The sequence below is a fragment of the Gluconacetobacter takamatsuzukensis genome, from assembly GCF_014174275.1.
GTDB lineage: Bacteria > Pseudomonadota > Alphaproteobacteria > Acetobacterales > Acetobacteraceae > Gluconacetobacter > Gluconacetobacter takamatsuzukensis.
Map to the genome: position 1 here is coordinate 58552 of NZ_JABEQK010000002.1, position 25811 is coordinate 84362.

Annotated in this window: 24 protein-coding genes, 2 tRNA genes, 1 other RNA gene and 2 pseudogenes; 17 read left to right on the plus strand and 12 right to left on the minus strand. The window is 67.6% G+C overall.

Annotated features, from left to right (window positions below):
- The first annotated feature begins 97 nt into the window (after positions 1-97).
- From hisG to HLH27_RS02675, 9 genes and pseudogenes are all read left to right on the plus strand, one after another.
- Complete coding sequence (gene hisG, locus HLH27_RS02635) at positions 98-820, plus strand: ATP phosphoribosyltransferase (protein WP_182947575.1); 723 nt, start codon at positions 98-100, stop codon at positions 818-820.
- A complete protein-coding gene (gene hisD, locus HLH27_RS02640; protein ID WP_182947576.1) occupies positions 817-2130 on the plus strand; it encodes a histidinol dehydrogenase in 1314 nt (437 codons plus the stop codon). Before hisG ends, hisD begins: the two co-directional genes overlap by 4 nt.
- Before the next feature lie 142 nt (positions 2131-2272).
- The gene (gene infA, locus HLH27_RS02645) at positions 2273-2491 is read left to right on the plus strand and encodes a translation initiation factor IF-1 (RefSeq protein WP_182947577.1); all 219 of its coding nucleotides are present in this window, start codon (positions 2273-2275) and stop codon (positions 2489-2491) included.
- A gap of 11 nt (positions 2492-2502) precedes the next feature.
- On the plus strand, positions 2503-3114 hold the full coding sequence (locus HLH27_RS02650) for a Maf family nucleotide pyrophosphatase (RefSeq protein ID WP_182947578.1): 612 nt from the start codon (positions 2503-2505) through the stop codon (positions 3112-3114).
- The gene (locus HLH27_RS02655) at positions 3111-4226 is read left to right on the plus strand and encodes a ribonuclease E/G (protein ID WP_182947579.1); all 1116 of its coding nucleotides are present in this window, start codon (positions 3111-3113) and stop codon (positions 4224-4226) included. The genes HLH27_RS02650 and HLH27_RS02655 overlap by 4 nt, the downstream gene beginning before the upstream one ends.
- Positions 4219-4449 (plus strand): DNA gyrase inhibitor YacG, encoded by a 231-nt coding sequence (locus HLH27_RS02660; protein WP_182947580.1) that lies wholly within the window; start codon positions 4219-4221, stop codon positions 4447-4449. The genes HLH27_RS02655 and HLH27_RS02660 overlap by 8 nt, the downstream gene beginning before the upstream one ends.
- A gap of 59 nt (positions 4450-4508) precedes the next feature.
- Positions 4509-4584: transfer RNA gene (locus HLH27_RS02665), tRNA-Phe, on the plus strand.
- 314 nt (positions 4585-4898) lie between these two features.
- Positions 4899-5784: pseudogene (locus HLH27_RS02670) on the plus strand (IS3 family transposase); the annotation flags it as partial.
- Positions 5785-6058: 274 nt separating this feature from the next.
- Positions 6059-6700, plus strand: a complete 642-nt coding sequence (locus HLH27_RS02675) for a hypothetical protein (protein WP_182947582.1) — start codon at positions 6059-6061, stop codon at positions 6698-6700.
- Positions 6701-7008: 308 nt separating this feature from the next.
- On the opposite strand, the pseudogene HLH27_RS16980 reads toward HLH27_RS02675, so the two are convergent.
- A pseudogene (locus HLH27_RS16980) lies at positions 7009-7323 on the minus strand (integrase); the annotation flags it as partial.
- Positions 7324-7517: 194 nt separating this feature from the next.
- Here HLH27_RS16980 and HLH27_RS17370 point away from each other — a divergent pair.
- Positions 7518-8153 (plus strand): transposase, encoded by a 636-nt coding sequence (locus HLH27_RS17370; RefSeq protein ID WP_456305480.1) that lies wholly within the window; start codon positions 7518-7520, stop codon positions 8151-8153.
- Positions 8154-8694: 541 nt separating this feature from the next.
- Here HLH27_RS17370 and HLH27_RS02680 read toward each other — a convergent pair.
- Positions 8695-8859: a hypothetical protein gene (locus tag HLH27_RS02680; protein ID WP_182947583.1), complete on the minus strand. Its 165-nt coding sequence runs from the start codon at positions 8857-8859 to the stop codon at positions 8695-8697.
- A gap of 474 nt (positions 8860-9333) precedes the next feature.
- Between HLH27_RS02680 and HLH27_RS02685 the strand changes: the two genes are divergently transcribed.
- Genes HLH27_RS02685 through HLH27_RS02695 form a run of 3 tightly spaced genes read left to right on the plus strand, consistent with a single transcriptional unit; the run spans position 9334 to position 11793 of the window.
- Entirely contained in the window at positions 9334-10143 is an 810-nt protein-coding gene (locus tag HLH27_RS02685) for a MetQ/NlpA family ABC transporter substrate-binding protein (protein ID WP_182947584.1), read from the plus strand.
- Entirely contained in the window at positions 10137-11165 is a 1029-nt protein-coding gene (locus tag HLH27_RS02690; RefSeq protein WP_182947585.1) for a methionine ABC transporter ATP-binding protein, read from the plus strand. The genes HLH27_RS02685 and HLH27_RS02690 overlap by 7 nt, the downstream gene beginning before the upstream one ends.
- Entirely contained in the window at positions 11146-11793 is a 648-nt protein-coding gene (locus tag HLH27_RS02695) for a methionine ABC transporter permease (RefSeq protein WP_182947586.1), read from the plus strand. The genes HLH27_RS02690 and HLH27_RS02695 overlap by 20 nt, the downstream gene beginning before the upstream one ends.
- 7 nt (positions 11794-11800) lie before the next feature.
- Here the strand turns inward: HLH27_RS02695 and mgtA are convergent, their stop codons facing one another.
- From mgtA to ssrA, 6 genes are all read right to left on the minus strand, one after another.
- On the minus strand, positions 11801-14368 hold the full coding sequence (gene mgtA / locus HLH27_RS02700; protein ID WP_246375387.1) for a magnesium-translocating P-type ATPase: 2568 nt from the start codon (positions 14366-14368) through the stop codon (positions 11801-11803).
- A gap of 18 nt (positions 14369-14386) precedes the next feature.
- The gene (locus HLH27_RS02705; protein WP_338029826.1) at positions 14387-15286 is read right to left on the minus strand and encodes an MIP/aquaporin family protein; all 900 of its coding nucleotides are present in this window, start codon (positions 15284-15286) and stop codon (positions 14387-14389) included.
- A 2-nt stretch (positions 15287-15288) separates the two neighbouring features.
- Entirely contained in the window at positions 15289-15681 is a 393-nt protein-coding gene (locus HLH27_RS02710; RefSeq protein ID WP_114725502.1) for a VOC family protein, read from the minus strand.
- 49 nt (positions 15682-15730) lie between these two features.
- Positions 15731-17395 (minus strand): fumarate hydratase, encoded by a 1665-nt coding sequence (locus HLH27_RS02715; protein WP_182947587.1) that lies wholly within the window; start codon positions 17393-17395, stop codon positions 15731-15733.
- 105 nt (positions 17396-17500) lie between these two features.
- Positions 17501-18049 carry an SspB family protein gene (locus HLH27_RS02720; RefSeq protein ID WP_182947588.1) on the minus strand — a complete coding sequence of 183 codons (549 nt, stop codon included), beginning with the start codon at positions 18047-18049 and terminating at the stop codon, positions 17501-17503.
- A gap of 181 nt (positions 18050-18230) precedes the next feature.
- Positions 18231-18570: a transfer-messenger RNA gene (gene ssrA / locus HLH27_RS02725) on the minus strand.
- 56 nt (positions 18571-18626) lie between these two features.
- On the opposite strand from ssrA, the gene thyX reads away from it, so the two are divergent.
- On the plus strand, positions 18627-19577 hold the full coding sequence (thyX, locus tag HLH27_RS02730) for an FAD-dependent thymidylate synthase (RefSeq protein WP_182947589.1): 951 nt from the start codon (positions 18627-18629) through the stop codon (positions 19575-19577).
- A 143-nt stretch (positions 19578-19720) separates the two neighbouring features.
- Here thyX and HLH27_RS02735 read toward each other — a convergent pair whose 3' ends face one another.
- Positions 19721-20587, minus strand: a complete 867-nt coding sequence (locus HLH27_RS02735; protein ID WP_246375389.1) for an MOSC domain-containing protein — start codon at positions 20585-20587, stop codon at positions 19721-19723.
- Between the two features lie 386 nt (positions 20588-20973).
- Between HLH27_RS02735 and HLH27_RS02740 the strand changes: the two genes are divergently transcribed.
- Entirely contained in the window at positions 20974-21789 is an 816-nt protein-coding gene (locus tag HLH27_RS02740) for an MlaA family lipoprotein (protein ID WP_182947591.1), read from the plus strand.
- A gap of 14 nt (positions 21790-21803) precedes the next feature.
- Positions 21804-22424: an MlaC/ttg2D family ABC transporter substrate-binding protein gene (locus HLH27_RS02745; protein ID WP_182947593.1), complete on the plus strand. Its 621-nt coding sequence runs from the start codon at positions 21804-21806 to the stop codon at positions 22422-22424.
- Between the two features lie 115 nt (positions 22425-22539).
- On the opposite strand, the gene HLH27_RS02750 is transcribed toward HLH27_RS02745, so the two are convergent.
- The 3 genes from HLH27_RS02750 to HLH27_RS02760 all read right to left on the minus strand — a co-directional run bounded on the left by HLH27_RS02750 (position 22540) and on the right by HLH27_RS02760 (position 25090).
- Positions 22540-23094: a GNAT family N-acetyltransferase gene (locus HLH27_RS02750; RefSeq protein WP_182948102.1), complete on the minus strand. Its 555-nt coding sequence runs from the start codon at positions 23092-23094 to the stop codon at positions 22540-22542.
- 157 nt (positions 23095-23251) lie between these two features.
- Complete coding sequence (ettA, locus tag HLH27_RS02755) at positions 23252-24931, minus strand: energy-dependent translational throttle protein EttA (RefSeq protein ID WP_182947594.1); 1680 nt, start codon at positions 24929-24931, stop codon at positions 23252-23254.
- Positions 24932-25016: 85 nt separating this feature from the next.
- Positions 25017-25090: transfer RNA gene (locus tag HLH27_RS02760), tRNA-Ile, on the minus strand.
- 160 nt (positions 25091-25250) lie between these two features.
- Here HLH27_RS02760 and ppa point away from each other — a divergent pair.
- Entirely contained in the window at positions 25251-25778 is a 528-nt protein-coding gene (gene ppa / locus HLH27_RS02765; RefSeq protein WP_182947596.1) for an inorganic diphosphatase, read from the plus strand.
- The last annotated feature ends 33 nt before the right edge of the window (positions 25779-25811 follow it).

A 25811-nucleotide genomic window follows, 5' to 3' on the forward strand; every position in this document is an offset into this window, starting at 1 on the left:
GAAGGAATGTGATAAGTCGCAGCGCACCTGGCGCCTGGACGCGGCCCTGGCGGCCCTGCCGCCACCGCATGGGGGCGCGCTTGTAGCCGGAGTTCGCATGACCGCCCCATTTCAGGATACGACGACCCCAGAGATGTCGCAGGACACGAAGCTGGTCCTCGCCCTGCCCAAGGGACGCATCCTGAAGGCCGCCGCCCCGCTGCTGGCCGGCGCCGGCATCCTGCCCGCCCCGGACTGCCTGGACGAGGGCAGCCGCCGCCTGCGCTTTCCCACCGACGACCCGGCGCTGGACGTGGTGCGCGTGCGCTCGTTCGACGTCGCGACCTTCGTCGCCTTCGGCGGCGCGCAGCTGGGCATCTGCGGCGCCGACGTGCTGATGGAATTCGACTATCCCGAGATCTACGCGCCGCTGGACCTGCGCATCGGCGCCTGCCGGGTTTCGGTCGCGCGGCCCAAGGGCCAGGGGGAAGGCGACAATCCCGCCCGCTGGTCGCGGGTGCGGGTGGCCACCAAATATCCGGCCATCACCCGCCGCCATTTCGCGGCGCGCGGCATCAATGCCGACATCGTGCACCTGCATGGCGCGATGGAACTGGCCCCGGTGCTGGACCTGTCGCACCTGATCGTGGACCTGGTCGATACCGGCTCTACCCTGCGTGCCAACGGGCTGGAGGAAACCGAGACGATCGCCACCGTCACCAGCCGGCTGATCGTCAACCGCACGGCGCTGAAGACCCAGCCGGAACGGATCGGCGCGCTGATCGCGCGCTTCCGCCAGGCGCTGGCCGCGCCCGCCACCGCCGAGACCCTGCCCGCATGAAACACCTGAACAGCACCCAGCCCGATTTCCGCGCCGCCTTCGCCCGCCTGCTGGCCGACCGCGAGGGCGATACCGCCCGCGTCGACGCGCCCGTGGCCGAGATCCTGGCCCGGGTGCGGGCCGAGGGCGATGCGGCCCTGTGCGCCTATACCGAGCGGTTCGACCGCATGCCCATCACGCCCGACCGGCTGCGCGTGACCGAGGCCGAGATTGCCGAGGCCTGCGCCCGGGTGCCGGACGACCTGTTGCAGGCGCTGGACCTGGCCGCCACGCGCATCGAATCCTTCCATCGCGCCCAGATGCCCGCCGACCTGCGCTATACCGACGCCGACGGGGTGGAACTGGGCATGCGCTGGACGCCGCTGGATGCGGTGGGGCTGTACGTGCCCGGCGGCACGGCGGCCTATCCGTCCTCGGTGCTGATGAACGCGGTGCCGGCGCGGGTGGCGGGCGTGCCCCGGCTGGCCATGTGCGTGCCCACGCCCGACGGCGTGCTGAACCCGCTGGTGCTGGCCGCCGCCCGCCGGGCCGGCGTCAGCGAGATCTATCGCGTCGGCGGGGCGCAGGCCGTGGGGGCGCTGGCCTATGGCACCGCCACCATCCGGCCGGTGGACCGCGTGGTGGGCCCGGGCAATGCCTATGTGGCCGAGGCCAAGCGCCAGGTCTTCGGCCGGGTGGGCATCGACAGCATCGCCGGCCCCTCCGAGGTCGTGGTGGTGGCCGATGCCGGCGCCGATCCGCGCATCGTGGCGCTGGACCTGCTGGCGCAGGCCGAGCATGACGCGCTGGCCCAGTCGATCCTGATCACCACCGATGCCGCCCTGGCCGACCGGGTGGCCGAGGCGGTGGAGGCCGAGCTGCGCACCCTGCCGCGCGCGGCCATCGCCGGTGCAAGCTGGGCCGCGCATGGTGCCGTCATCGTGGTGCGCGACCTGGACGAGGCCGCGTCGCTGATCAACGAGATCGCGCCCGAGCATCTGGAACTGCTGCTGGCCGAGCCCGAGGCGCTGTTCGGGCGCGTGCGCCATGCCGGCGCGGTGTTCCTGGGCTACCAGTGCGCCGAGGCGATCGGCGATTATGTGGGCGGCCCCAACCATGTGCTGCCGACCAGCCGGACGGCGCGCTTTGCCTCCGGCCTGTCGGTGTTCGACTTCCTGAAACGCACCACGTTCATCGGTGCGGGGCCCGACGCGCTACGGCGGATCGGCCCGGCGGCGGTGGCCCTGGCGCGGGCCGAAGGGCTGGACGCGCATGCGCTGAGCGTGTCGGCCCGGCTGGACGCGCAGGGCTCGGGCGCGGACAAAGCTTGACCGCGGCCCCGACAGACCGCACATATCCGCCTGCATTTCATCCGCCCGGAAGCTGGACCGTCCCGATAGGGCGGTCCAGCGTCCATGCCTGCTTCCCGACTTCCGGCCCGATGCCGGCCAACCAGCACGATCGAAGGATACAATGTCGAAAGAAGACATGATCGAATTCAGCGGTACGGTCACCGAACTGCTGCCCAATGCCATGTTCCGCGTGAAGCTCGATAACGAGCACATGATCCTGGCCCACACCAGCGGCAAGATGCGCAAGAACCGCATCCGCGTGCTGGCCGGTGACCGGGTGAACGTCGAGATGACCCCGTACGATCTCACCAAGGGTCGCATCACGTTCCGCTTCAAGTAAGGCACCCGCCCGTGTCCGACCGTGCCACGGGACCAGGGTTGATCCTGGCTTCCGCCTCGCCTCGCCGGCGCGACCTGCTGGCGCAGATCGGACTGGTGCCCCGGCGGATCGTCGCCGCCGACCTCGACGAACGCCCCCTGGATGGCGAACTGCCCCGCCCCTACGCCGAACGCCTGGCGCGGGAGAAGGCGGCGCATGTCGCATCGCTGCTCGACGAACCCGCGCTGGTGCTGGGCGCCGACACCGTGGTCGCGCTGGGACGGCGCATCCTGCCCAAGGCCGAGGACCGGGATACCGCCCGGCGCTGCCTCTCCATGCTGTCGGGCCGGCGCCATAACGTGCTGACCGCCATCGCCCTGCGCCCGACCGCCGCGTGGGCCGACGGGCGGGCCTGCGAGCGCACGGTCGTCAGCACCGTCACCTTCGCCCGGCTGACCGAGCGGCAGATCGAGGCGCTGCTCGATGCCGGGGACTGGGAGGGCAAGGCCGGCGGCTATGCCCTGCAGGGCCATGCGGCGTCGCATATCCGCTTCGTGTCGGGCTCGCCCTCCGCCGTAATCGGCCTGCCGCTGTTCGAGGTCGCGCAATTGCTGCGCGGCCAGAAAGGGGCCTGGCTGCCGTGACGGCGCGGATCCTCGCCGCCAGCGCGCCGGGCGAGATCCGCATCGCGGTCATCGATGCCGCCGGCCTGCGCGATTATGCGCTGTGGCGGCCGGGCTGGCCCGACGGCGTGGGCGACCTGCATCGCGGCCGCGCGGGCGCGCGGCTGGTGGCCATGGGCGGCACCTTCATCGACCTTGCCGACGGGGCCTCGGGCTTCCTGCCCGACTCGGCGGCACCGGGACCGCTGGCCGAGGGCGACCCGGTACTGGTGCGGATCGTGCGCGCCCCGCAGGACGGCAAGGGCGCCCGCCTGGCCGCGACCGGTCTCCTGCTACCCGAGGGCCAGACCCTCGCCGGGCCGCCCGCCCTGCTGGCGCGCGGCCCCACCCCGCTGGAGGCGCTGGCCGCCGCGTGGCCCGCCGCGCCGATCGTGATCGACGATATCGCGCTCGGCGCCCGCCTGCCCGCCGGGCTGCGCGGCCGGGTGCAGCGCGAACGCCGGGCCTTCGACGCCGGGACCGAGGCCGCCTGCGCGGCGCTGGCCGACCCGTCGGTGACGCTGCCGGGGGGCATGCGGGCCACGATCACCCCCACGCCGGCGCTGGTGGCCATCGACATGGATGGCGGAGCCGCCAGCACCGACCGGCGTGCCAAGCAGACGGCGCAGTTCGCCGCCAATCGCGACGCCCTGCCGGCCCTGCTGCACCAGATCCGCCTGCGCAACCTCTCGGGCGCCATCGTGATCGACGTCGCGGGGCTGGCCATCCGCAAGCGCCCGGCCCTGCGCGAGACGATCGAGGCCGCGCTGGCGCAGGACCCGCTGCGGCCGCGCTTCCTCGGCTTCAGCGCGCTCGGGCTGGCGGAAATCATGCGCCCGCGCATCCGGCCGCCGCTGCATGCGCTATTGTCGGACGCGCCGGGCCATATGCTGCGGATGCTCGACGACTGGTCGCGCCAGGTCGCGGGCCAGCCGGGCCGGGTGCCGGGCCTGCGCGTGGGCACCGACCTGGCCCGCGCGCTGGAGCACGATCCGGGCGCCGTGGCCGACACCGCCCAGCGATCCGGCCACCAGCCGGGCTGGCGGCTGGACCCGTCCCTGTCCCCTTTGAGCTGGATGCTCGACCATGCCTGACCGCCCCACCCAGACCTCCTCGCCCACGCGCCTGCCCCCCTGCCCGATCTGCGGCCGGCCGGGCGAGACGGCGTTCCGCCCCTTCTGCTCGAAACGATGCAGCGACATCGACCTGGGCCGCTGGTTCTCGGAAAGCTACCGGGTGCCCGACCGGAACGAGGACGGACAAAACTTCGACGAAAACGATCCGAGACGGGTTGATCCCGACGAAGAGGTGGGATAGATCACACCCCCACGGCGGCACGATCCCGATCGCACCGCCCGCGCCGGTCACGGCCCGGTGCCCAAGTAGCTCAGTTGGTAGAGCATGCGACTGAAAATCGCAGTGTCGGTGGTTCGATTCCGCCCTTGGGCACCATTTCTTTCTTAAAAATCGAATACTCAGTTCGACGGGTGCTTTTTTGGCACGTTGAAGAACGCTAACACACCTTAGCACACCCGTTTCGGGCATCGCGCTATGGACATTTATTTCAATGGGTTAGCGAAAATTCCAAAATCGACTAGCACAGTTTCAACACCTGACCGAGCATTATAGACATCAAGCTCCCCTGAGCCGGAAGGTGGCGAGCACCTGACCATTCGGACACAGGAGGGCTACTCGATCTTCAATGACTCTGCCCGATGAAATGCCCTCGATTTGAAGTAAGGTCTGTCCATTCGAGACGGACGATGACCTGGCGCTTGAAATACGGCGGGATGGAGGTATCGAAAGCGCGGCGGCTCAAGGCTCTTGAAGAAGAGAACGCAAATCTGAAGCGCCTCCTGGCGGAGAGCGTGATGGACGTCTCGACGCTGAAGGACCTGCTGGCAAAAAACTCGTGACGCCCGGTTTGCAGCGGGAGGCCGTAACCTGGGCGATCCGGGAGAAGACTATTCGCAGCAGCGGGCTTGTCGGCTCATTGGCATGGACCCGAAGACTTGGCGCTGTGCGTCACGCCGCCCGGGTGATGCCGCAGTGCGGGGGCGCGGGCGCGAACTGGCTGCGGAACGACGGCGATTTGGCTATCGGCGCCTGCAGATCCTGCTCGACCGGGAGGGGATGGCGATGAACCACAAGAAGCTGTTCCGGCTGTATCGCAAGGAAGGACTATCGGTCCGCAAGCGTGACGGCCAGAAACGGGCGATGGGCACGCGCTCGCCGATGATGCTGCCCGACGGGCCCAACCAGCGCTGGAGCCTGGATTTCGTCTCGGGCGCATTGAACAACGGACGGCGGTTCCGGGTACTGACGGTGGTGGACGACTACACGCGCGAATGCCTGGCGCTGGTGGCGGATACGTCGTTGTCAGGCGAACGGCTCGGCCGCGAATTCGACCGGATCGGGGAACATCGCGGCTGGCCACTGATGATCGTAAGCGACAACGGCACCGAGATGACCTCGAATGCGATCCTGGCCTGGCAGGAAAAGCGGTCGGTGCTGTGGCACTACATCGCACCGGGCAAGCCGCAGCAGAACGGGTTCGTAGAGAGATTCAACGGCCGGTTCCGTGACGAATGCCTTAACGAGCACCAGTTCCGCCACCTCGCCCACGCCCGCTCGGTCATCGAGGGCTGGCGGGCATCTGGGTGCGCCGCTTCGTGGAGCGCATCTGTCCAAAAAGGTTCGCGCGCCGGGAATGGGATTAGTCCGGGCTTATATCGTGGCGTTCTCCGTCATGGAAACCTGAACGAGGCTGGCGGCGATCCTCTGGCATCGAGCTAATTCATGCGATCAAAATATCGCACACTTCGTGGAGCGACCGCCAACATCTCAGGCATTATTTGTTAGAAAGCGAATCTTTTGAATGCATTAAGTTTATTGACCAACTCACTGATTCTGCTATAATTTCAGGATGGACGCGACATATAATCTTGCCGGGGGTTACAAGCCGACTCTTAAACGGTTTGCGGATCTCGATGGCCCCGACTTCTTCCCTACCCCAGCTTGGGCAACGGAAGCACTTATCGATAATGAGCAATTCGATGGTGACATATGGGAATGCGCCTGTGGCAATGGTGCAATGTCCGAAGTTTTAACCAAAACCAAAAATCAGGTGATTAGCTCCGATCTCTATGATCGTGGATACGGAGAGGCGGGCATCGATTTCCTCTCCTCGTCAAGGCGGGCCTCAAATATTGTTACCAATCCACCTTTCAATTCCGCAGAGGGTTTTGTTGAGGCCGGATTGCAAGCGGCGGATAGAAAACTAGCACTTCTTCTACGTTTGGCCTTTCTCGAAGGCGGCAATCGTCAGCGGACGATTTTTTCCAAGGTACCCCCTGCACGGGTATGGGTCTTTAGCGAACGCATCACCTTCTATCCAGAAGGGGCCGAGCAGAAGGGGAGCGGAACAACCGCCTATGCGTGGTTCGTTTGGGACAAGAATTCTGCCGGACCGACAGAGCTGAAATGGTTTGCTCCGGGATATAAAGCCCGGGCGAAAACAACCCGGGCCTTAAAGAAAAAAGAAAAAACGATGTTAGATCTTTTTTAGCTTTGCATGGCTGGGGTGAGCTAGACGCCCATCGTATATAGCATTCCCAGGCGCCTTAGCGTGGCTCACAATATTTCGAACCTGCTGCTCCCAAAGTTCTTCTCCTACTCGTGTAGGAGAAGGCCCCCTATCTGCTGACGTTAATACTATAAACCTTGGCAAATTCGCTATGATATTGCGAATATAGTCTTCTTTGCTCGGCAACGTATCAAGATACTTAATGACCGCCTGAGCGATGTCCTCTTCGGTAGAGCGAGACATTATTTTCTCCATGAGGATAATCCTCATCTAGAAGAATCCCATAAGGTCTACTGACACGCAAATTGCAATTTTGCACCCCAGATCTCCATCATCTCCCGCCTCTTCTCCAAGAGATCCCCGCGCTGATAGCATGTGCCAAGGCCATCTCGGCCACCTCGCGGAGGTAGTCAGTCTCCTCGGCCGCCCAATCGCGGAACGTTGATCACAGCCTATGCACCGTTACGTCTGTCGTACCGGCTGCCGTGTGGAGCGCCTTGGACAGCGCCACATCCGTCAGCGGGCCGGCCCTCTTTCTGACCCGGGAACACACGGTCGCCATACTCGCGGTCCCGCAGTGGCTGAACATCGCGTAGAACCGCCAGCGTGACCTGCTGCCGGTTTCGTGGACACGAAGATAAGATCGTGACCAAGGAACTGGAGAGTGGGTAGATGAGACGGAAGTTCAGCCGTGAATTCAAGATCGAGGCCGTAAGGCCGGTGACGGATCGGCGTCCAGCGTGAGACACTGTGCCGTGTTTTATTGGATCAGGACTCTGAGGTCGAAGTTGCGGTCCTTGTGGATGGCGCGGGAGGCAAATCGCGGGCCTGTCCCCGCTGTCGGAGCGATCGTATCGGCGCATGGGGATATGCTCACGGTCTGCCGCGCTATCGCTGCAAGACGTGCCTGCGGACCTTCAATGCGCTCACGGGCACGAGCCTTGCCCGGCTTCGTCACAAGGACCGCTGGCTGGGCTTTGCCGCGGCGCTTGCGCAGGCCACGAGCATCCGCAAGACCGCGAAAGCCTGCGCAATCACTATCCGGACGTCCTTCCGCTGGCAACATCGCTTTCTGGCCGCCCCTTCCTGCGAACAGCCGGCGCTCATGAGCGGCATCGTGGAGGCGGATGAGACATTTTTCAGACGGTCCTTCAAGGGGGTGCACGCCTGGAGCCATTCAGGTGAAGGCATCATTCCGCCGCTCCCGGCCAGTTCCACCTGTTCCCACTGGGTGGGAACACGGAGCATTGACGGGGAACTGCCATTTTCTCGGACGCAAGCCTGTTTGTTCCCAGCTGTTCCCACCAGATCTGGGCCGTTCCCATCTAATGGGAACACGATTTTTTGGCAGTTTTCCAACATTTTCTGGGCGCCATTCCCAGTGTTCCCACTGTTCTCACCCCTAAACACAAAGGTAGAAAGTGAATGGAGGTGAGTGCGTCTCGGCATCGGGCGTCTCCAATGTCCGGCGGGGCGTTCGTCTCTGAAAACGATGGCGGGACTGGAATAAGGTTGAAGAAGGACGACCACGCGACATGAGGCCTGCTTTTTGTCTTCTGGCTGGAGCGCTTGCCCTGGGGGCGTGTTCCCGTCCGGCCGGGTCCCCGGAGGACTCGCGTGCCGCCCTTCTGCGGTCGATGAGGAACGGTGCCGTTCCGGTCGATACGCCCGACAGTGCGCCACATGACGGGAAGATCCACGGGTCGGTGTCGGTAGGCAGTGGCTTCGGGTCGGGACGCGGGTACCAGAATGGTACGGGACCCCGTATGCCCGGATTGGGGGTTGGATCTTCAGGTCCGGGTGTCGGAACAGATGTCGAGCCGGGGACTGGGCTGGGTATGGGCACCGACGGGTTCTGAGGGTCAGGCTGCGGGCGCCCGTATGGAGCGGGCATGCACGAACGCAACGAACGAAGCCGTCGGGCGCCGTTCGCTGCACCGCACGGACCTGTCGGACAGGTGGCAGCCCTGAGCCGGCTAGCCCGGGTTCTTGATGTGGTCGATGACGTCGAGCCAGTAGCCCTGTTGCTTGAGGTCCAGCATTTCCAACGCCACGCCGTACTGCTTTTCGGCTTCCTCGAGGGCCTTGTCGCCCAGCTGGCTGACCAGCTCCCCGGCTTTCTCTTTCGGATGCAATGCCATCGAACAGCTCCTTCCAGATTCCATCAGAGTGGCTTCGCCCGTTGGGGAAGCCGGAGACAGCTTACCCCCTGCGCGGTCGGGAGCCAGCGGATAACGCTTCCCGGGGCGTGGCGCGCAGGGAAGACGCGCGGCGGGGCGCACATTTTTCAGGCCAAGATCGTGGTATAAATATCGCACGCGGTAATGGAGGCCATGGTGTAGGGCAGGCTGGGGGCTGCGTTTCTCTTCCGGCAAGTGGTTGTGTGGACAGGATTCCTTCGCGCTTCTCTTCCGTCCGGGGCGGAGCCGTGGGGAATATGGGCATGCGGCGGGTCGGGTCGGCGCATGCGAATCCCCGTCTTGATCGCGGGGGAGGCAAGCATATACAACGCCGGGGATGCGTATATTGATACATACGATCGCCTGTCGTCATATTCCCCCTTCCCGGACGGCAGGATGCTTCCCGTCTTTCCTTTTCTCGACCAGGGCCCCGCGATGATCTCTGTCCTCTCCCCGTCCCGCCGTGCCTTTCTCGGCCTGCTGGCGACGGCGCCGCTGCTGCGGGTCGCCCGTGCCGCCGAGCCGAAGACCCTGCGGATCGGCATCATGTCCGGCGAGGACGAGGATATCTGGCGCCTGGTCGCCGCCCATGCCGCGCAGGCCGGGCTGACGCTGAAGATCGTGCCCTTTTCCGACTATAACGCCCCCGACGAAGCCCTGGCAGAACACGATCTGGACGCCAACGCCTTCCAGCACGGCCCGTTCCTGGACGCGCAGAAGGCCGCGCACGGCTATGGCATCGTGCCGGTGGGCAATACCTATTTCTCGCCCATCGGGCTGTATTCCACCCGCTGGCATTCGGTCGCGGCCCTGCCGAAAGGGGCTGTGATCGGCGTGCCGAACGACCCCAGCAACGAGGGCCGCGCCCTGCACCTGCTGGAGACGCTGGGGCTGATCAAGCTGGCCCCCTCCGCCGGCCTGCTGCCCACCGCGCTGGACATCACCGACAATCCGCGCGACCTGTCGGTGAAGGAACTGGATGCCGGGATCGTCGGCCGCACCCTGCCCGACCTGGATGCCGCGATCGTCAATACCGACTGGGCGTTCAAGGCCGGGCTACAGGTGGACAAGCAGCGGATCGGCCAGGAATCGATGGCCAACAACCCTTATGTCAATTTCGTCGCGGTCAACGAGGCGGACGCCAAGGCGCCGTGGGTCGCGCCGCTGATGAATGCCGTGCATCAGCCCGATGTGCGGCAGGCCATCCTGGACCTGTATCACAACGCGATCGTCCCGGCATGGTGACGAGCCTTCTGCGGGTCGACCATGCCAGCCGTCGTTTCGGCGGGCAGACGGCGCTGGACGATGTCTCGTTCCAGGTGCGGCCCGGCGAGATCCTGGGCATTATCGGCCGGTCGGGCGCGGGCAAGACCACGCTGCTGCGGTGCCTGAACGGGCTGGAGCGGCCGGATAGCGGACGCATCCTGATCGAGGACCGCGACATCACCACCCTGCCCGAGCGCGAGTTGGTGCAGGTGCGGCGGCGGATCGGGCTGGTGTTCCAGCATTTCAACCTGCTCAATTCCCGCACCGTCGCCGGCAATATCGAACTGCCCTTGCAGATTGCCGGCGTGCCCCGCGACAGGCGCCGGGCGCGTGCCGGCGAATTGCTGGATCTGGTCGGGCTGGCCGGGCACGCCGACAAGCGCCCCAGCCAGCTGTCGGGCGGGCAGAAGCAGCGCGTGGGCATTGCCCGGGCGCTGGCGGCCCACCCCGCGCTGCTGCTGTGCGACGAGGCGACCTCGGCGCTGGACCCGGAAACCACGCTGTCGATCCTCGACCTGCTGCGCGACATCAACCGGCGGCTGGGGCTGACCATCATCCTGATCACGCACGAGATGGATGTGATCCGCCGCATCGCGCAGCGGATCCTGGTCATGGATCGTGGCCGCGTGGTCGAGGACGCCGAAACCGCGCAGGTCCTGCGCGGCGGGGCGCGGCACGATGTCACCCGGGCCTTCCTGCACGGCGAATCCGCGCGCCTGCCCGACACCATCGCGGCCCTGATGCGCCCGGCCCCGTTTGCCGGGGGCGCCCCGCTGGTGCGCCTGACGCTGGATGCCGGGGCGGCGGGCGTGCCGGTGCTGTCGGTCCTGGGGCGGCAGTACGGCATCGACGCCGCGATCGTGCAGGCCGGCATGGCCGACGGGGGCGCGCAGGCGGAATGCGTGGTGCGCCTGTCGGGGCATGATGACGGGGCCATGGATTTTCTGCGCCAGGCCAGCCCGTCGATGGAGGTATTGGGCTATGTCCCGGCTGATTCTTGACCTCATCGTCCACGCGACGGCCGAGACCATGGAAATGGTGCTGGCGTCGGGCCTGATCGCGGTGATCGGCGGGCTGCCGCTGGCCATCCTGCTGATCGCGACCGCGCCGGGGGGCATCCTGCCGCTGCCGGCCGTCTCGCGCGGGCTGGGGCTGCTGATCGATGCCGCGCGGGCGGTGCCGTTCATGATCCTGCTGGTGCTGCTGATTCCGGTCACGCGGCTGGTCGCGGGCACCGCGCTGGGCACCGGGGCGGCCATCGTGCCGCTGTCCATCGCCGCCGTGCCGTATTTCGCCCGCATCGCGGAAGTGTCGCTGCGCGAGGTCGACCGCAACCTGGTCGATGCGGTGCGCGCCATGGGCGGGACGCGCTGGATGGTCATCCGCTTCGTCCTGCTGCCCGAGGCGCTGCCGGGCCTGATTTCCGGCATTACCGTCACGCTCGTCACGCTGGTCGGGGCGTCGGCCATGGCGGGGGTGATCGGCGCGGGGGGGTTGGGCGATCTTGCGATCCGCTATGGCTACCAGCGCTTCAATACGACCATCATGCTCTCGGTCGTCGCGGTGCTGATTGCGCTGGTGACGCTGATGCAGGCGATCGGCAACGGGTTGGCGCGCTGGCTGCGTTGATCGCCCGTCAGTGCCGCCCGGCCGCCAGGCGCTTCACCACCTGCGCCGCACCCAGATACCCCGCCGTGATCCCGCCCATGGCCAGCAGCACGCCGGCCCCGGGCGCTGCGAAGCCGAACCAGCGCCCCGCGATGGTAAAGGGCAGCACCAGCGCCACCATCAGGGCGCACAGGGCGGAGACCAGCAGCCACCGGTCGGGGGGCGTGCGCCAGGGCAGGCCGCGCGTGCGGATCAGGAAGACCACGAGGATCTGCGTTGCGATCGATTCCAGGAACCAGGCGGTCCGGAATTCGGATGCTGCGACGTGGAAACCGTAGAGCAGAACGACGAATGTGATGAAATCGAAGATTGAGGAGAGCGGCCCCATGATGCCGGCATAGCGGACGATGCCGCGCATGCTCCAGCGCTGGGGGCGGTCGAGGTCGGACGGATCGACCGTATCGAACGGGATGCCGATTTCCGACAGGTCGTAGAGCAGGTTGTTGAGCAGGATCTGCGTCGCCAGCAGGGGCAGGAAGGGCAGGAACAGCGACGCCATGGCCATCGACAGCATGTTGCCGAAATTGGAGCTGGAGCCCATGCGGACATATTTCAGGATATTGGCGAATGTCCGCCGCCCCTCGCCCACCCCGTCGGCCACCACGTTCAGGTCCGGGGCCAGCAGGATCATGTCCGCCGCCGCCCGGGCGACACCGGTGGCGCCATCGACCGAAAGCCCGACATCGGCGGTGCGGATGCCCGGCGCGTCGTTGACGCCGTCGCCGAGAAAACCCACGGTCTCGCCACGGGTTTGCAGGGCGCGTACCACGCGCACCTTCTGGTCGGGGGTCAGGCGGCCGTAAAGATCGACGCCCTGGACGCGCGCGGCCAGAGCGTCGTCGTTCAGCATTTCCAGCTCCGGGCCGGCCAGGACGGCCGCCCCGGTCAGCCCGACCAGCCCCGCGACCCGGGCGACCACCAGCGGGTCGTCCCCCGACAGCACTTTCACGCGCACGCCGGCCGCCGCCAGCCGCGTGAGGGCGACGGCGGCGCTGGCCTTGGGGGGATCGGCGAAGGTGCAGACCCCTTCGAAGACCAGGTCGGCCTCGTCCTCGGGCGCCAGCGCATCGGCGGGTGTGGTGCAGGGTTTGGTGGCGACCGCGATGGCGCGCAGGCCCTGGGCGGCCAGGCCGTGCAGCCGGGCGGCGATCGCATCGCGGGCCGCGTCGTCGAGGGGGATCGCGGCCGTGCCGTCCCGCTGCCGGTCGCAGACCGCCAGGATGGCCTCTGGCGCGCCCTTGCTGATCAGCAGGCATTCGCCGGCGCGCGCCGCCAGCACGGAGCCGCGCCTGCGCTCGTAATTGAAGCCGATGCGGCCCTGCGCGGTCCAGCCCTCGGCGGCGTGGGGCGCGGCGGCGGTCAGTGCGCCGTCCATGGCGCCGCGATCGCCCGCGAGGGCGGCGCACAGGCCGGCGAGCGTGGCGATGCGCGGATCGTCCCTGCCCCCGGCATCGAGGCTGCCGGCCAGAACGATTTTGGCCGAGGTCAGGGTGCCCGTCTTGTCGGTGCACAGCACCGTCATGGCACCGAGATCGTGGATCGCGGTCAGGCGCTTGACGATCACCCGGCGCCTGGCCATGCGCACCGCGCCGCGCGACAGGGTGACGGTGGTGATCATCGGCAGCAGTTCCGGCGTCAGCCCCACCGCCAGCGCCACCGCGAACATCAGCGATTCGACCAGCGACCGCCCGAATAGCAGGTTGATCGCCAGCACGGCCACGGACAGCACGCCCGCCGCGCGGGCGACGACCAGGCCGAGCGCGCGCAGGTCGCGCTGGAACGGCGAGGGCGCGGCGTCCTCGGCCAGTACCGAGGCGACGCCGCCGAACAGGGTCTTGCGGCCGGTGGCCACCGCCAGGGCCGTGGCCTCGCCCGTCTGCGCGATCGATCCGCGAAACAGCGCGTTGGTGGCTTCGGCGGGGGAACGGGAGGCGATGGTGCCGGGGCGCTTTTCCACCGGATAGGGCTCGCCGGTCAGCGCGGCCTCGTTGGCGGTGAAACTGGACACGTCCAGGACCAGGGCATCGGCCGGCACCACGTCGCCGATGCGCACGCGAAAGACGTCGCCCGGCACGACTTCGGCGGTGGGGATGCTGACGAACCGGCCGTCGCGCAGGACATCGGCCGTCAGCGCCACCGACTGTTTCAGCGCATCGGCCGTCCGGGCCGCGCGGCCTTCCTGGATCGCATCGAGCGCGATGGACACGACGATGATGGCGGCGATGATGCCCGCGCTGGCCGCGTCGCCCATGGCCGCCGAAACCCCGGCGGCGAACAGCAGCAGCAGGATCAGCGGCTCCAGGAACCGCCGGCCGATCGCAACAAAGGGGGAGATGCGGCGCACCGGCCGGTCGGTATTGGGGCCGTCGGCCGCCAGGCGGGCCGCTGCCTCGGCCGCCGTCAGGCCCTGCGCAGTGGAGGCGAGGGCGGCGAATGTCGCATCCGGCTTCTGCGTCCAGAAGGGCGTGGCGGATGGCGTTGTGGCCGGCGGAATCCCCAATTCACCCTGTCCCATGAACAGCCGACGGGATGGCATGACCGCCGACGCGCGGCTTTATTGCGTGGCGGACCGCCGCCGCCACGGTAGCAGATAGGGCGCGCGGCCGTGATGGCCGAAATGGGCCACCCGCGCCTCGTGCAGTTCGATCGCCCCCAGGGCGCCCAGCCGCACCAGCGCCACCATCAGCGCGGCACCGGCGAACGGGGCCAGGCCATAGATCCAGAAACCGCGCCATTGGCCGGAGAACAGCGCCGGCCCCAGGGTGCGGGCCAGATTGGTACTGTCGCCCGACAGCCAGGCCTCGAACGGATTGAGCATGAAGAACAGCGGGCCGGCCACCAGCGGCGTCACCCAGCGCAGGCCGGCCGTCCCGCCCGTGAACAGCAGGGTGCCGATCAGCAGCGCCGTGGTGCAGATTTCGCCCACGAAGGGCCAGGACAGCGGCACCATCGGCGACGGCAGGGTGGCGGAGAAATGCGTGGCCTGCGACCATGTCGCCCAGCGCGGCCAGACCAGGCCCGCAAGCGCCACCAGGCCGGTACCGAGCACCGCGCCCGCCGACTGGGCGGCGATGTAGCCCAGCATGTCCCGCCAGGCCAGGCGCCCCATCAGGGTAAAGGCCAGCGTCACCGAGGGGCTGACATGCCCGCCGCTGACGCGCCCGAAGGGCGAGAGAGCCGCGATCGTGCCGCCCAGGCCGAAGAACAGCCCCTGCAATGCCACCTGCAATGCGGGATGGGCCGCCAGCACCCGCCCCACCGGGCTGCCGGCCGCGCCCAGCAGGATGTTGGTGGCCACCCCAAAGACCATCAGCAGCGCGGTGCCCGCGCATTCGCAGGCATAGAGGCGGGGATGGACCAGCCGGCCCGGATGCGGCGCCCCGGCCAGCGGCCGGTCCTGCGGATGGGGATAACAGGCCGGATCGGGGGCCGGGGAAGAAGTGGACCCGGACACGATCAGCCCTGGTAGGAGGCGATCTCGACCAGATTGCCGTCCGGATCTTCGCAATAGACCGAGGTGACGGGGCCCAGCGCCCCCAGGCGGGCCACCGGCCCGTCGGTGACGCGGACGCCGCAGCCTTCCAGATGCTCGACCACATCGCCGCTGGAGACGGCGGTGATGAAGCACAGGTCGTTGGTGCCGGGCAGCGCGTCGGTGGCCGTGGCCCAGCCTTCCGCCCCATGGGGGCGGAGATTGAGCTTCTGGCCGCCGAATTTCAGCGCCGTGCGGTTGTTGCGGCCATATTCCTCCCGCTCCATGCCCAGGACCCGCTGATACCAGGACGCCGAGACCTCCAGGTCACGGACGGTAATGACGACATGGTCCAGCCGATCGACGGTAAAGCGCATGGAACGGGGATCTCCTTGTAGACGGAAGCCGGGGGCGGACCCCCCGGGCTCAGCCCGTCAGACCTTCATAGAAATCATTGCCCTTGTCGTCGATGACGATAAAGGCCGGGAAATTCTCGACCTCGATCTTCCAGACCGCTTCCATGCCCAGTTCCGGATATTCCAGGACCTCGACCTTGCGGATGCAGTCCTTGGCCAGCCGCGCCGCCGGGCCGCCGACCGAGCCGAGATAGAAGCCGCCATATTTGTGACAGGCCTCGCGCACCGCCTTGGAGCGGTTGCCCTTGGCCAGCATGACATACGACCCGCCGGCAGCCTGGAGCATGTCGACATAGCTGTCCATGCGCCCGGCGGTGGTGGGACCGAACGAGCCGGTCGGCAGGCCGTCCGGCGTCTTGGCCGGGCCGGCGTAATAGACCGGATGGTCCTTGAGATATTGCGGCAGGCCCTCGCCGCGCTCCAGCCGCTCGCGGAACTTGGCGTGGGCGATGTCGCGCGCCACGACCATGGTGCCGGTCAGCGACAGGCGGGTCTTGACCGGGTATTGCGACAGCTGCTTGCGGATCTCGGTCATCGGCTTGTTGAGGTCGATCTGGACCTCCTCGCCGCCCAGGTGCTCGTCGGTCGTCTCGGGCAGGAAGCGCGCGGGGTCGGTTTCGAGCTGTTCGAGGAAGAAGCCGTCGGCGGTGACGCGGGCCTTGATCTGCCGGTCGGCCGAGCACGACACGCCGATGCCCACGGGCAGCGACGCGCCGTGGCGCGGCAGGCGCACCACGCGCACGTCATGGCAGAAATACTTGCCGCCGAACTGCGCGCCGATGCCCAGGCCCTGGGTCAGCTTCAGGATTTCCTGCTCCATCTCCAGGTCGCGGAAGGCGTGGCCCTGCGGGCTTCCTTCGGTCGGCAGGGAGTCGAGCCACTTGGTCGAGGCCAGCTTGACCGTCTCCAGCGTCTGCTCGGCCGACATGCCGCCGATCACGACCGCCAGATGGTAGGGCGGGCAGGCCGAGGTGCCCAGCGTGCGCACCTTGACGTCCAGCCATTTCAGCAGGTTTTCCTTGGTCGACAGCAGGGCCCGGGTTTCCTGGAACAGGAAGGTCTTGTTGGCCGAGCCGCCGCCCTTGGCGACGAACATCAGGTCCATCTGCTCGGCATGATAGTCGCCGGGCGTGGCCGAGATGTGGAACTGCACCGGCAGGTTGGTGCCGGTATTCACTTCCTCGAACATCGACAGCGGCGCCATCTGCGAATAGCGCAGGCTGGTGCGGGTGTAAGTGTCGTAGACGCCGCGCGAGAACGCCTCTTCCTCGTTGCCGTCGACCCAGACGCGCTGGCCCTTCTTGCCGTAGATGATGGCGGTGCCGGTATCCTGGCACATCGGCAGCACGCCGCCTGCGGCGATGCAGGCGTTCTTCAGCAGGTCCAGCGCCACGAAGCGGTCATTGTCCGACGCCTCGGGGTCCTTCAGGATCCTGGCAAGCTGGGCCAGGTGGGCGGGGCGCAGCAGATGGGCGATTTCGTGGAAGGCGCGGGCGGCCAGTTCGCCCAGTGCCTCGGGCTTGACGTGCAGCACGGTGCGGCCGTCGCAGACCGTGGTGTGCACGCCCTCGATTTCCAGCCGCCGATAGGGCGTGTCGTCGTCATGGAGCGGAAAGAGCGGGCCGTAGACGAACGGTTTCAACGGAGGCTTGGGGGGGGTGGATGAGGCGTTCATTATGGACAGTCTCCCTCTGTGTGCCTGTCTCCCCCGGATTGGTTCCGGGTGGTGGCGATGCACGGAGAGCCCGGCCGCATCCGGGCCCCCCGGATGGTGTACGGTTCAGCCCGGGCCGGAGCCCTTCTTGCGGAAGGCGGCCAGGCTGACCACTTGTGGCGAGGACGGCGCATCCCCCGGGGCCTCGGCGGCCTCGTCGACCGGGGCCGGTTCGGCGGCGACGGGTGCCGCGTCCTCCTCGTCAGCCGGCTCGGGCGGGGTGAAGCGCAGGGCGAGCCGGACATGGGGATCGGCGAAGGCGGTCACGGCGTCGACGGGAATGACCAGGGTCGACCCCACGCCGCCGAAGGACAGGCCGACCGAGATGGTCTGCGTGTCCTCGTCCACCTTCAGGTCCCAGAACTGGTGTTGCAGCACGATGGTGATCTCGTGCGGATACTGGGCGCGCAGGCGGCTGGGCAGGATCACGCCCGGCCAGTCGGTGCGGTAGGTGATGTAGAAATGGTGCCCCTCGGGCAGGCCCTCGCGCCCCACATGTTCCAGCGCGCGCAGCATCACGCCCCGGTACGCATCCTCGATCCAGGAATCGTAGGGCAGGAGGCTTTCGGGAATCGTGGTGTCGAAACCGTTTTCCTCGTCGCGATCGTCGGACATGCGGGATACTCCGTACCGTCCGGCCGCCCCATTGGGGGTCGGCCGGGCCATGATGGCCGTGTGGGTCGCGCCACGCCCTGCCACAGCCTTCAGCCATGCGTCAAACCGCGCGGCCGCACAAGGGCTGCCACGGCAGGTCAGACATCACAACCGCAGGAATAATGGCATGATCTGGCAGCGAAGTGGGAGGGCTTCTGTTGCCCGGTGCCCTCCCGAACCGCGCTTGTCACTTATGCAGCGACAGCGAGCACCTCAGAGTTATCGTTGGCACTTGTAAGTTAGCCCGATGACGGCGGTACAATGCCGGGCAAAAGGCAGGTCTTTACCATGCGTGTCGAGCCTGTTTCGTCCCCATGCTCCCCTGCCCCGAAGGGTCGTGACGGGGAGGTTTCTGGTGGAGACGCCGGGTACTGCCCCCGGGTCCACTACACTTATTCCACGTGCCGTTTATCGCCATAGCCAAGGAGCAAGCCCCTCCGGCACGTCGGTATATAAGGACGCCGCTCCCTGGTGGCAAGGCATGTCCGCTTCGTGGTATGCGCGCCGTTGGACCCAGCGGCAGAGACGGAGCGCGGCAATGTTTTCAACGGACCAGAAATCGGAAATCGATGCGGCCCGCGCCGATTGGGCCCAGACGCGCCGCATCGTCGTGCCCGCCGCCGAGGAGGTTCTGTACGAACCCCAGCCGGTACTGGGCACCGGGTTCGTGCGGCTGGTCGACTATATGGGCGGCGACGCGGCCATCGTGCAGGGGGCCCGTGTCTCCTACGGGCGGGGCACGCGCAGCACGTCGGACGACCGGGGACTGATCCGCTACCTGATGCGCCACCGGCACACCAGCCCGTTCGAACTGGCGGTCGCCAAGTTCCATGTCCGCGCCCCGATCTTCGTCACCCGCCAGTGGTTCCGCCACCGCACGGCCAGCATCAACGAATATTCGGCCCGCTATTCGGTGCTGGAGAAGGAATTCTACTTCCCCCGGCCCGAGGACATCGCCCAGCAATCGGCCAGCAACAAGCAGGGGCGCGGCGACAGCCTGCCCGCCGATGCCGCCCAGCACGTGCTGGACCTGCTGCGCGAGGATGCGAGCCGCTGCTACGACCATTACCTGGAAATGCTGAACCAGGACGAGGAAGGGAATGTCGTCGACCCCGACCGGCCGGTGGTGGCGCGCGAACTGGCGCGCATGACGCTGCCGGTCAATGTGATGACGCAGTTCTACTGGCAGCTGAACCTGTGGAACCTGCTGCATTTCCTGCGGCTGCGCGCCGACGCCCATGCGCAGTACGAAATCCGCGCCTATGCCGACACGATCCTGAACCTGGTGGAACGCTGGGTGCCGCTGACCTACGAGGCCTTCCGCGACTACATGCAGGAAGCCGCCCTGCTTTCGGGCCCCGCCCTGCGGGCCCTGCGCGACGTGCTGGCGGGCCGCGAGGTCGACCTGCAGGCCTCCGGCCTGTCGAAGCGCGAGGTCACGGACCTGATCGGCCTGCTGCCCGAGATCGGCCCGCGTTTAGGCCGCTAGAGGGCGGCCCTCAGAGCCTGGCCGTAAATGCGGGCTGGTGAGCGAGAGCGGCCCGCCGGGCCGCGCCCGTCGTGGGTTTCCGAGCACCGGCGCGCAGGAAACGCGCGTCGGATCGCCGCCAGACCGCATTTACGGCCAGGCTCTCAGGCTGGTACCAGGTTCGACGGTCCCTCTTCCAGCAGCCGGACCTGGTCGCCCACCGCGATCCGGCCCGGGCGGACCACCGCCGCGTTCTGGCCGAACATGACCCCGCCCCGGGCGCGGCGGGTGCGGGCCAGCGTGGCCAGCGGCTCGCGCGGGTCGGGGATTTCGGCCGTCTGCTGGTCGATGGTCGTCACGATGCAGCGCGAGCAGGGCTTGACGATTCGCAGCAGCGCCGCGCCCACCGCCAGCAGGCGCCAGCCATCCTCGGCCCAGGGCGCGGCCCCTTCCAGCACCAGATTGGGCCGGAAACGGTCCATCGGCACGGCGGCGGGCAGGTCGCGGTTCAGGGCGTCCAGCGAGTCCCGGCTGGCCAGCAGCACCGCGAACCCGTCGGCGAACCCCACCGTGGCGCCCGGCGGCGCGAAGGCCGGGTCGGCCGGGCGTGCCCCGGTATCGTGCAGGTAGACCAGCCGGCAGGGGCGGCCCAGCGCGGCGCCCAGCCACGCCGCCGCCGCATCGCCCGCATCGACCGCCGGCACGCTGTCCTTCCACACCTGCACCATCCGCCGCGCCCCGTCGGCCGGCGGACGGGCGACCGCGTGCGCGCCCAGCCCCGCCCGCGCCAGCACCAGCCCGCCGGGGCCCCGCGCCACGCCGACCAGCGCCATGTGCGGCATCTGGCGCTGGGTCAGGAACCTGCCATCGGGGTCGACCACCATCCAGCGCCGGTCGTCCTCCAGCCCGCAGGGCCCCAGCCGGCCCTCGGCCACCGCGATGCCGCCCAGCGACTTGACGGGATGGACATGCAGCGCCACGACCCGCGCCACCGGGGCCCCGGTCGCCGGGTCCGCCAGATCGTTCATCATGCCCCTCCATATGACCGGGACAGGATGCCGGCGCAGGGGGCGAGCGGTCAATCACGGGAACGTGAACGAACCTGCCGGGCGGGAGGCGCCGCGCCCGTGCGCGCGTCGTGGGACCGGCCTGCCCATGGGGCGGCCGGCGGCCACGCGGGACCGACCGTTCCGGACCGGAAACGGGCCCGGCGCCCCGGCGGGGGGTCGAAAATCCCCCCGGCCCCCGCCCTGCTCCGCAGACGCATGACCGAGCGGTCATCGAGAGCGATTGCACACGCCGCGTCCCATGCTAGAGAGAAGTTTCGCGGACGCGCGTCGACGGGCCGCGAGATCCATTGGCTTCCCCGCGCGTTACAGGCGTTCGGGAACGGCAGACCAGGGAAACGGGAACGAGCATGCGTGCAGTGACAGGATCGAACTTACAGCCATCCCGGTCATGTACCCCCGCCCGCCGCCCACGCCGGATCGCCCGCTTCCTCGCCGGACTGGGGCTGGCCACCCTGGCCGGATGCGCGGCCCCGCCACCCAAGGACCCGGACGCGCTGGCCGAATATCGCGAGGCCAACGACCCGTACGAATCCCTGAACCGCAAGATGTACGACGTGAGCATGACGCTGGACAAATATTCCATGCGTCCGGTGGCCAAGGCCTATGTCTGGGCCGTGCCCTATCGGGTGCGGCAGTCGCTGGGCACCATGGTCCAGACGATGAACGAGCCGGTCGTGTTCTTCAACGATGTCGGCGCGGGCAAGCCCCGCCGCGCGGGCGATGCCTTCGTGCGCTGGTGCGTCAACATGGTGGCCGGCCTGGGCGGCCTGATCGACGTCGCGAAATATGCGGGCTACCCCCACCATGACAACGATGCGGGGCTGACGCTGGCGACATGGGGCGTACCGTCCGGCCCGTACCTGTTCCTGCCGATGATGGGCCCGTCCTCGATCCGCGACGGGGCGGGGTACGGCATCGATGTCGGCCTGTCGCCGTGGAACTATGTCCCCCGGGGCTACGGCCTGCTGACATTCAACTGGGCCTATAACATCATGGGCACGATCAACGGGCGGGCCGACCACCTGGATGCGCTGGACCAGTTGCAGAAGGACGCGCTGGACCCCTACGCCACCATCCGCAGCGCCTACCAGCAGCAGCGCAAGGCCCAGGCCGAAGCCATCAGCAACGACCATCGCGCCACCGTACCCGACTGGTACAACTGAACAGGGACACAGAGATGAAGACAGCCCTCTCCCGTCGTCATGCGCTGGGTCTTGCCGCCGCAGCCGCCGCCCTGCAGGTCACGGCACCAGCCCGCGCCGCGTCCGCCGAAGAAGCCCGCACGTTCGTCAGCACCTTCGGGCAGCAACTGATCGCGATCGTCAATTCCGACCGCTCGCTGGCCGACAAGAAGACCGCGATCCTGCCGCTGCTGCAGGACCATGTGGACATGGATTCCATCGGCCGCTACTGCCTGGGCCGCTACTGGCGGGTGGCCACACCGGAGCAGCAGACCCGCTTCCTGGCCGTGTTTCACCAGATCCTGGTCAACTCCATCTCGGACAAGATCGGCGATTACCGGGGCGTGACCTTCACCATCGGCAACGTTTCCGCCTCCGGCACCGACCAGGCGGTGGATACGGTGATCAACCGCCCCGAGCAGCCCCCCGTCAACGCGCAGTGGATCGTCAGCTTCAGCAGCGGCAAGCCCATGGTGGTGGACGTGATGGCCGAAGGCCCCAGCCTACGCCTGACCACCCGGCAGGATTATGCGTCCTTCATCGGCCGGCATAACGGCAGCATCGACGCGCTGCTGCATGCGCTGGACCATCAGGTGGCGGCGCACAGCACGCCGTAGGCAAGGGCAAAGCCCTTGACCCACCAAAGGGCGGAGCCCTTTGGAAACCCATTCGTTTTCTTGGTGATTGGGGTGCAGGGCCTCGGGCCCTGCGGTCCGGGACCGCGCCCGGGTGCTATTCCGGCAGCCTGATGGGACGGCGCGGCGGCAGGGGGGGTAGCGGGTCGGCGGCGACCTCGCGGATGCTTTCATAGACCAGCATCAGGTGCCCGTCGCGGTCGAAACTGTCGCACTGGGTCATGCCGATTCCGCCCAGGATGGTGCGCGAGGCGATGTTGGTGTCGCGCGTTACCGCCATCACCCGGCGGATCCCCGCATCGTGGGCGAAGCTCAGCGCCGCCGACGCGGCCTCGCGCGCCAGGCCGCGCCCGGCCGCCCACGGCCAGAGCGCGAAGCGCAGGCCGAGGCCCCGCCCGTCGGGGCGCTCGTGCAGGCCGGTCATGCCGATGAAGCGGCCATCCTCGCGAATGGTGAAGATGCCGACGCCGCGCCGCGCCCAGCAAGCCATGTCGTCGGCCATGTCGGCCTCGGCCTGCTGGCGGCTGCGTACGCCGCCCAGCATCATGCTGAACGCCCCGGCATCGGCCTTCAGGCGGGCCATGTCGTCGATATCGCGCCACGAGACCGGCTCCAGCACCAGCCGCGGCGTGCGGATCGGCCCGCCGGCGATGCGCGCGCGGGTCGTCCATTCCGCACGGTCGGCGGGCTGCCCCCACGGGCCGCGGCGCAGGTGCCGCGTCCCGGCCGGGTCCGGCCCGTCAGCCCCGCGCGGCGGGCGCGTCACGGGGGGCCGGCAGGACGATCGGGACGTGCATCGCCCCGGCGGTTCAGCGTGCCAGGGGGCGGTACTTGATCCGTCCCGGCTCGGTCGCATCCGGACCGAGTCGACGTCGCTTGTCCTCTTCGTAGGCCTGGAAATTGCCCTCGAACCATTCGACGTGGCTGTCGCCCTCGAAGGCCAGGATATGCGTCGCCAGACGGTCGAGGAACCAGCGATCATGGCTGATGATCACCGCGCAGCCCGCGAATTCGGCCAGGGCGTCTTCCAGCGCGCGCAGCGTGTCGACGTCCAGGTCGTTGGTCGGTTCGTCGAGCAGGATGACGTTGCTTTCCTGGCGCAGCATCTTGGCCAGGTGCACGCGGTTGCGCTCGCCGCCCGACAGGATGCCGACCTTCTTCTGCTGGTCCGCGCCCTTGAAGTTGAAGGCGCCGACATAGGCGCGCGAGGGCACGGCGCGCTTGCCCAGATAGATGACGTCGGTGCCGCCGGAGATTTCCTCCCACACCGTCTTGTTGTCATCCAGGCTGTCGCGCGACTGGTCGACATAGCCCAGCTTGACGGTGTCGCCGACCTTCAGCGTGCCGGAATCCGGCTGTTCCTGCCCCACGATCATGCGGAACAGGGTCGACTTGCCGGCACCGTTGGGCCCGATGACGCCGACGATGCCGCCGGGCGGCAGCTTGAAGCTGAGATCGTCGATCAGCAGCCGGTTGCCGAACGCCTTGCGCAGGTCCTCGGCCTCGATCACCGTGCCGCCCAGGCGGGGGCCGGGGGGGATGACGATGTCGGCGGTGCCGGTCGCACGCTCGGCATTCTGGGCCAGCATTTCCTCGTAGCGGGCGATACGCGACTTGCTCTTGGCCTGCCGGGCCTTGGGGCTGGAGCCGATCCATTCCTGCTCGGCGGCCAGGGCGCGCTGGCGGGCGCTTTCTTCCTTTTCCTCCTGGGCCAGGCGCTTGCGCTTCTGTTCCAGCCACGAGGAATAGTTGCCCTGGAACGGGAAGCCGCGGCCGCGCTCCAGTTCCAGGATCCAGTTGGTGACGTTGTCGAGGAAGTAGCGGTCATGGGTGATGATCATGACCGTGCCCTCGTAGTCGCGCAGGGTCCGCTCCAGCCACGCCACGCTCTCGGCGTCCAGATGGTTGGTCGGCTCGTCCAGCAGCAGCAGGTCGGGCTTTTCCAGCAGCAGGCGGCACAGGGCCACGCGGCGGCGCTCGCCGCCCGAAAGTTTGGTCACGGGACTGTCGGCCGGCGGGCAGCGCAGCGCGTCGAGCGCGATGTCGATCTTGCGGTCCAGCTCCCACCCGTCGCCCGCGTCGATCTTTTCCTGCAGCTCGGCCTGCTCGGCCAGCAGCGCGGTCATCTCGTCGTCGGACATCGGCTCGGCGAACTTCATCGAGATCTCGTTGAAGCGGTCGACCGCCACCTTCAGGTCGCCGAAGCCCAGGGCCACGTTCTCGCCGACGGTCAGGGACTCGTCCAGCTTGGGCTCCTGCTCCAGATAGCCGATGCGGGTGCCTTCGGCGGCCCAGGCCTCGCCGCCATATTCCTTCTCGATCCCGGCCATGATCTTCAGCAGGGTCGACTTGCCGGCGCCGTTCACGCCCAGCACGCCGATCTTCACCCCGGGCAGGAAGGACAGGGTGATGCCCTTGAAGACCTCGCGCCCACCCGGATACGCCTTGGTCAGGTCCTTCATCACATAGACATATTGCGTGGCGGCCATGACGAAGGCTCCCGATGATCCAGAGTAAAAAGAAACCGAACGGCCGGCGTTCCCGAAGGCGGGAGGCGCGGCGTGGTATGCAGCCTGCGCCCGGCAGGACTTGAACCCGCAACCAAGCCGTTATGAGCGGCCCGCTCTGACCAATTGAGCTACGGGCGCGCAGGCCGGTCCTCACTTCGCCCATGTGCGGCCGTTTGGCAAGATGCAGCGTGCCCCGCGCGGGCGATTCCCGGCGCCGAAACGGCGCTTGGCAAGGGCGGGCGGCGTCGATAGGTTCGGCCGTCTTATCTCTCCGTTTCCAAGAGTATGGAGCGCCGCCATGGATGTGTCGAAAATTTCGCCCGGCAAGGACGTGCCGTTCGATATCAACGTTGTCATCGAGATCCCGCAGGGGTCGTCGGTGAAATATGAAATCGACAAGGATAGCGGCGCCGTCGTGGTCGACCGCATCCTGTTCACGCCGATGGCCTATCCGGCCGCCTACGGCTTCATTCCCGGCACTCTGGCCGCCGACGGCGACCCGGCCGACGCGCTGGTGCTGATCCCGGCCCCCGTGGTGCCCGGCGCCGTGATCCGCGCCCGGCCGATCGGCATGCTGCGCATGGAAGACGAGAGCGGGCAGGACGAGAAGATCATCTGCGTGCCGCACGACAAGGTGCATCCGCAGTACTCCAAGGTCGAGAAGCTGGAAGACCTGCCCGAGATCACCCTGCAGGCGATCGAGCATTTCTTCACCCGCTACAAGGACCTGGAGAAGGGCAAGTGGGTGAAGGTGACCGGCTGGGCCGGCCGCGAGGAAGCCGGCGAGATCATCAAGTCCTCGCTCGCCGCCGCCCGGAAAGGCTGATTCCCTTCCCCCTCCTGCCGCCCTGGGGCGACA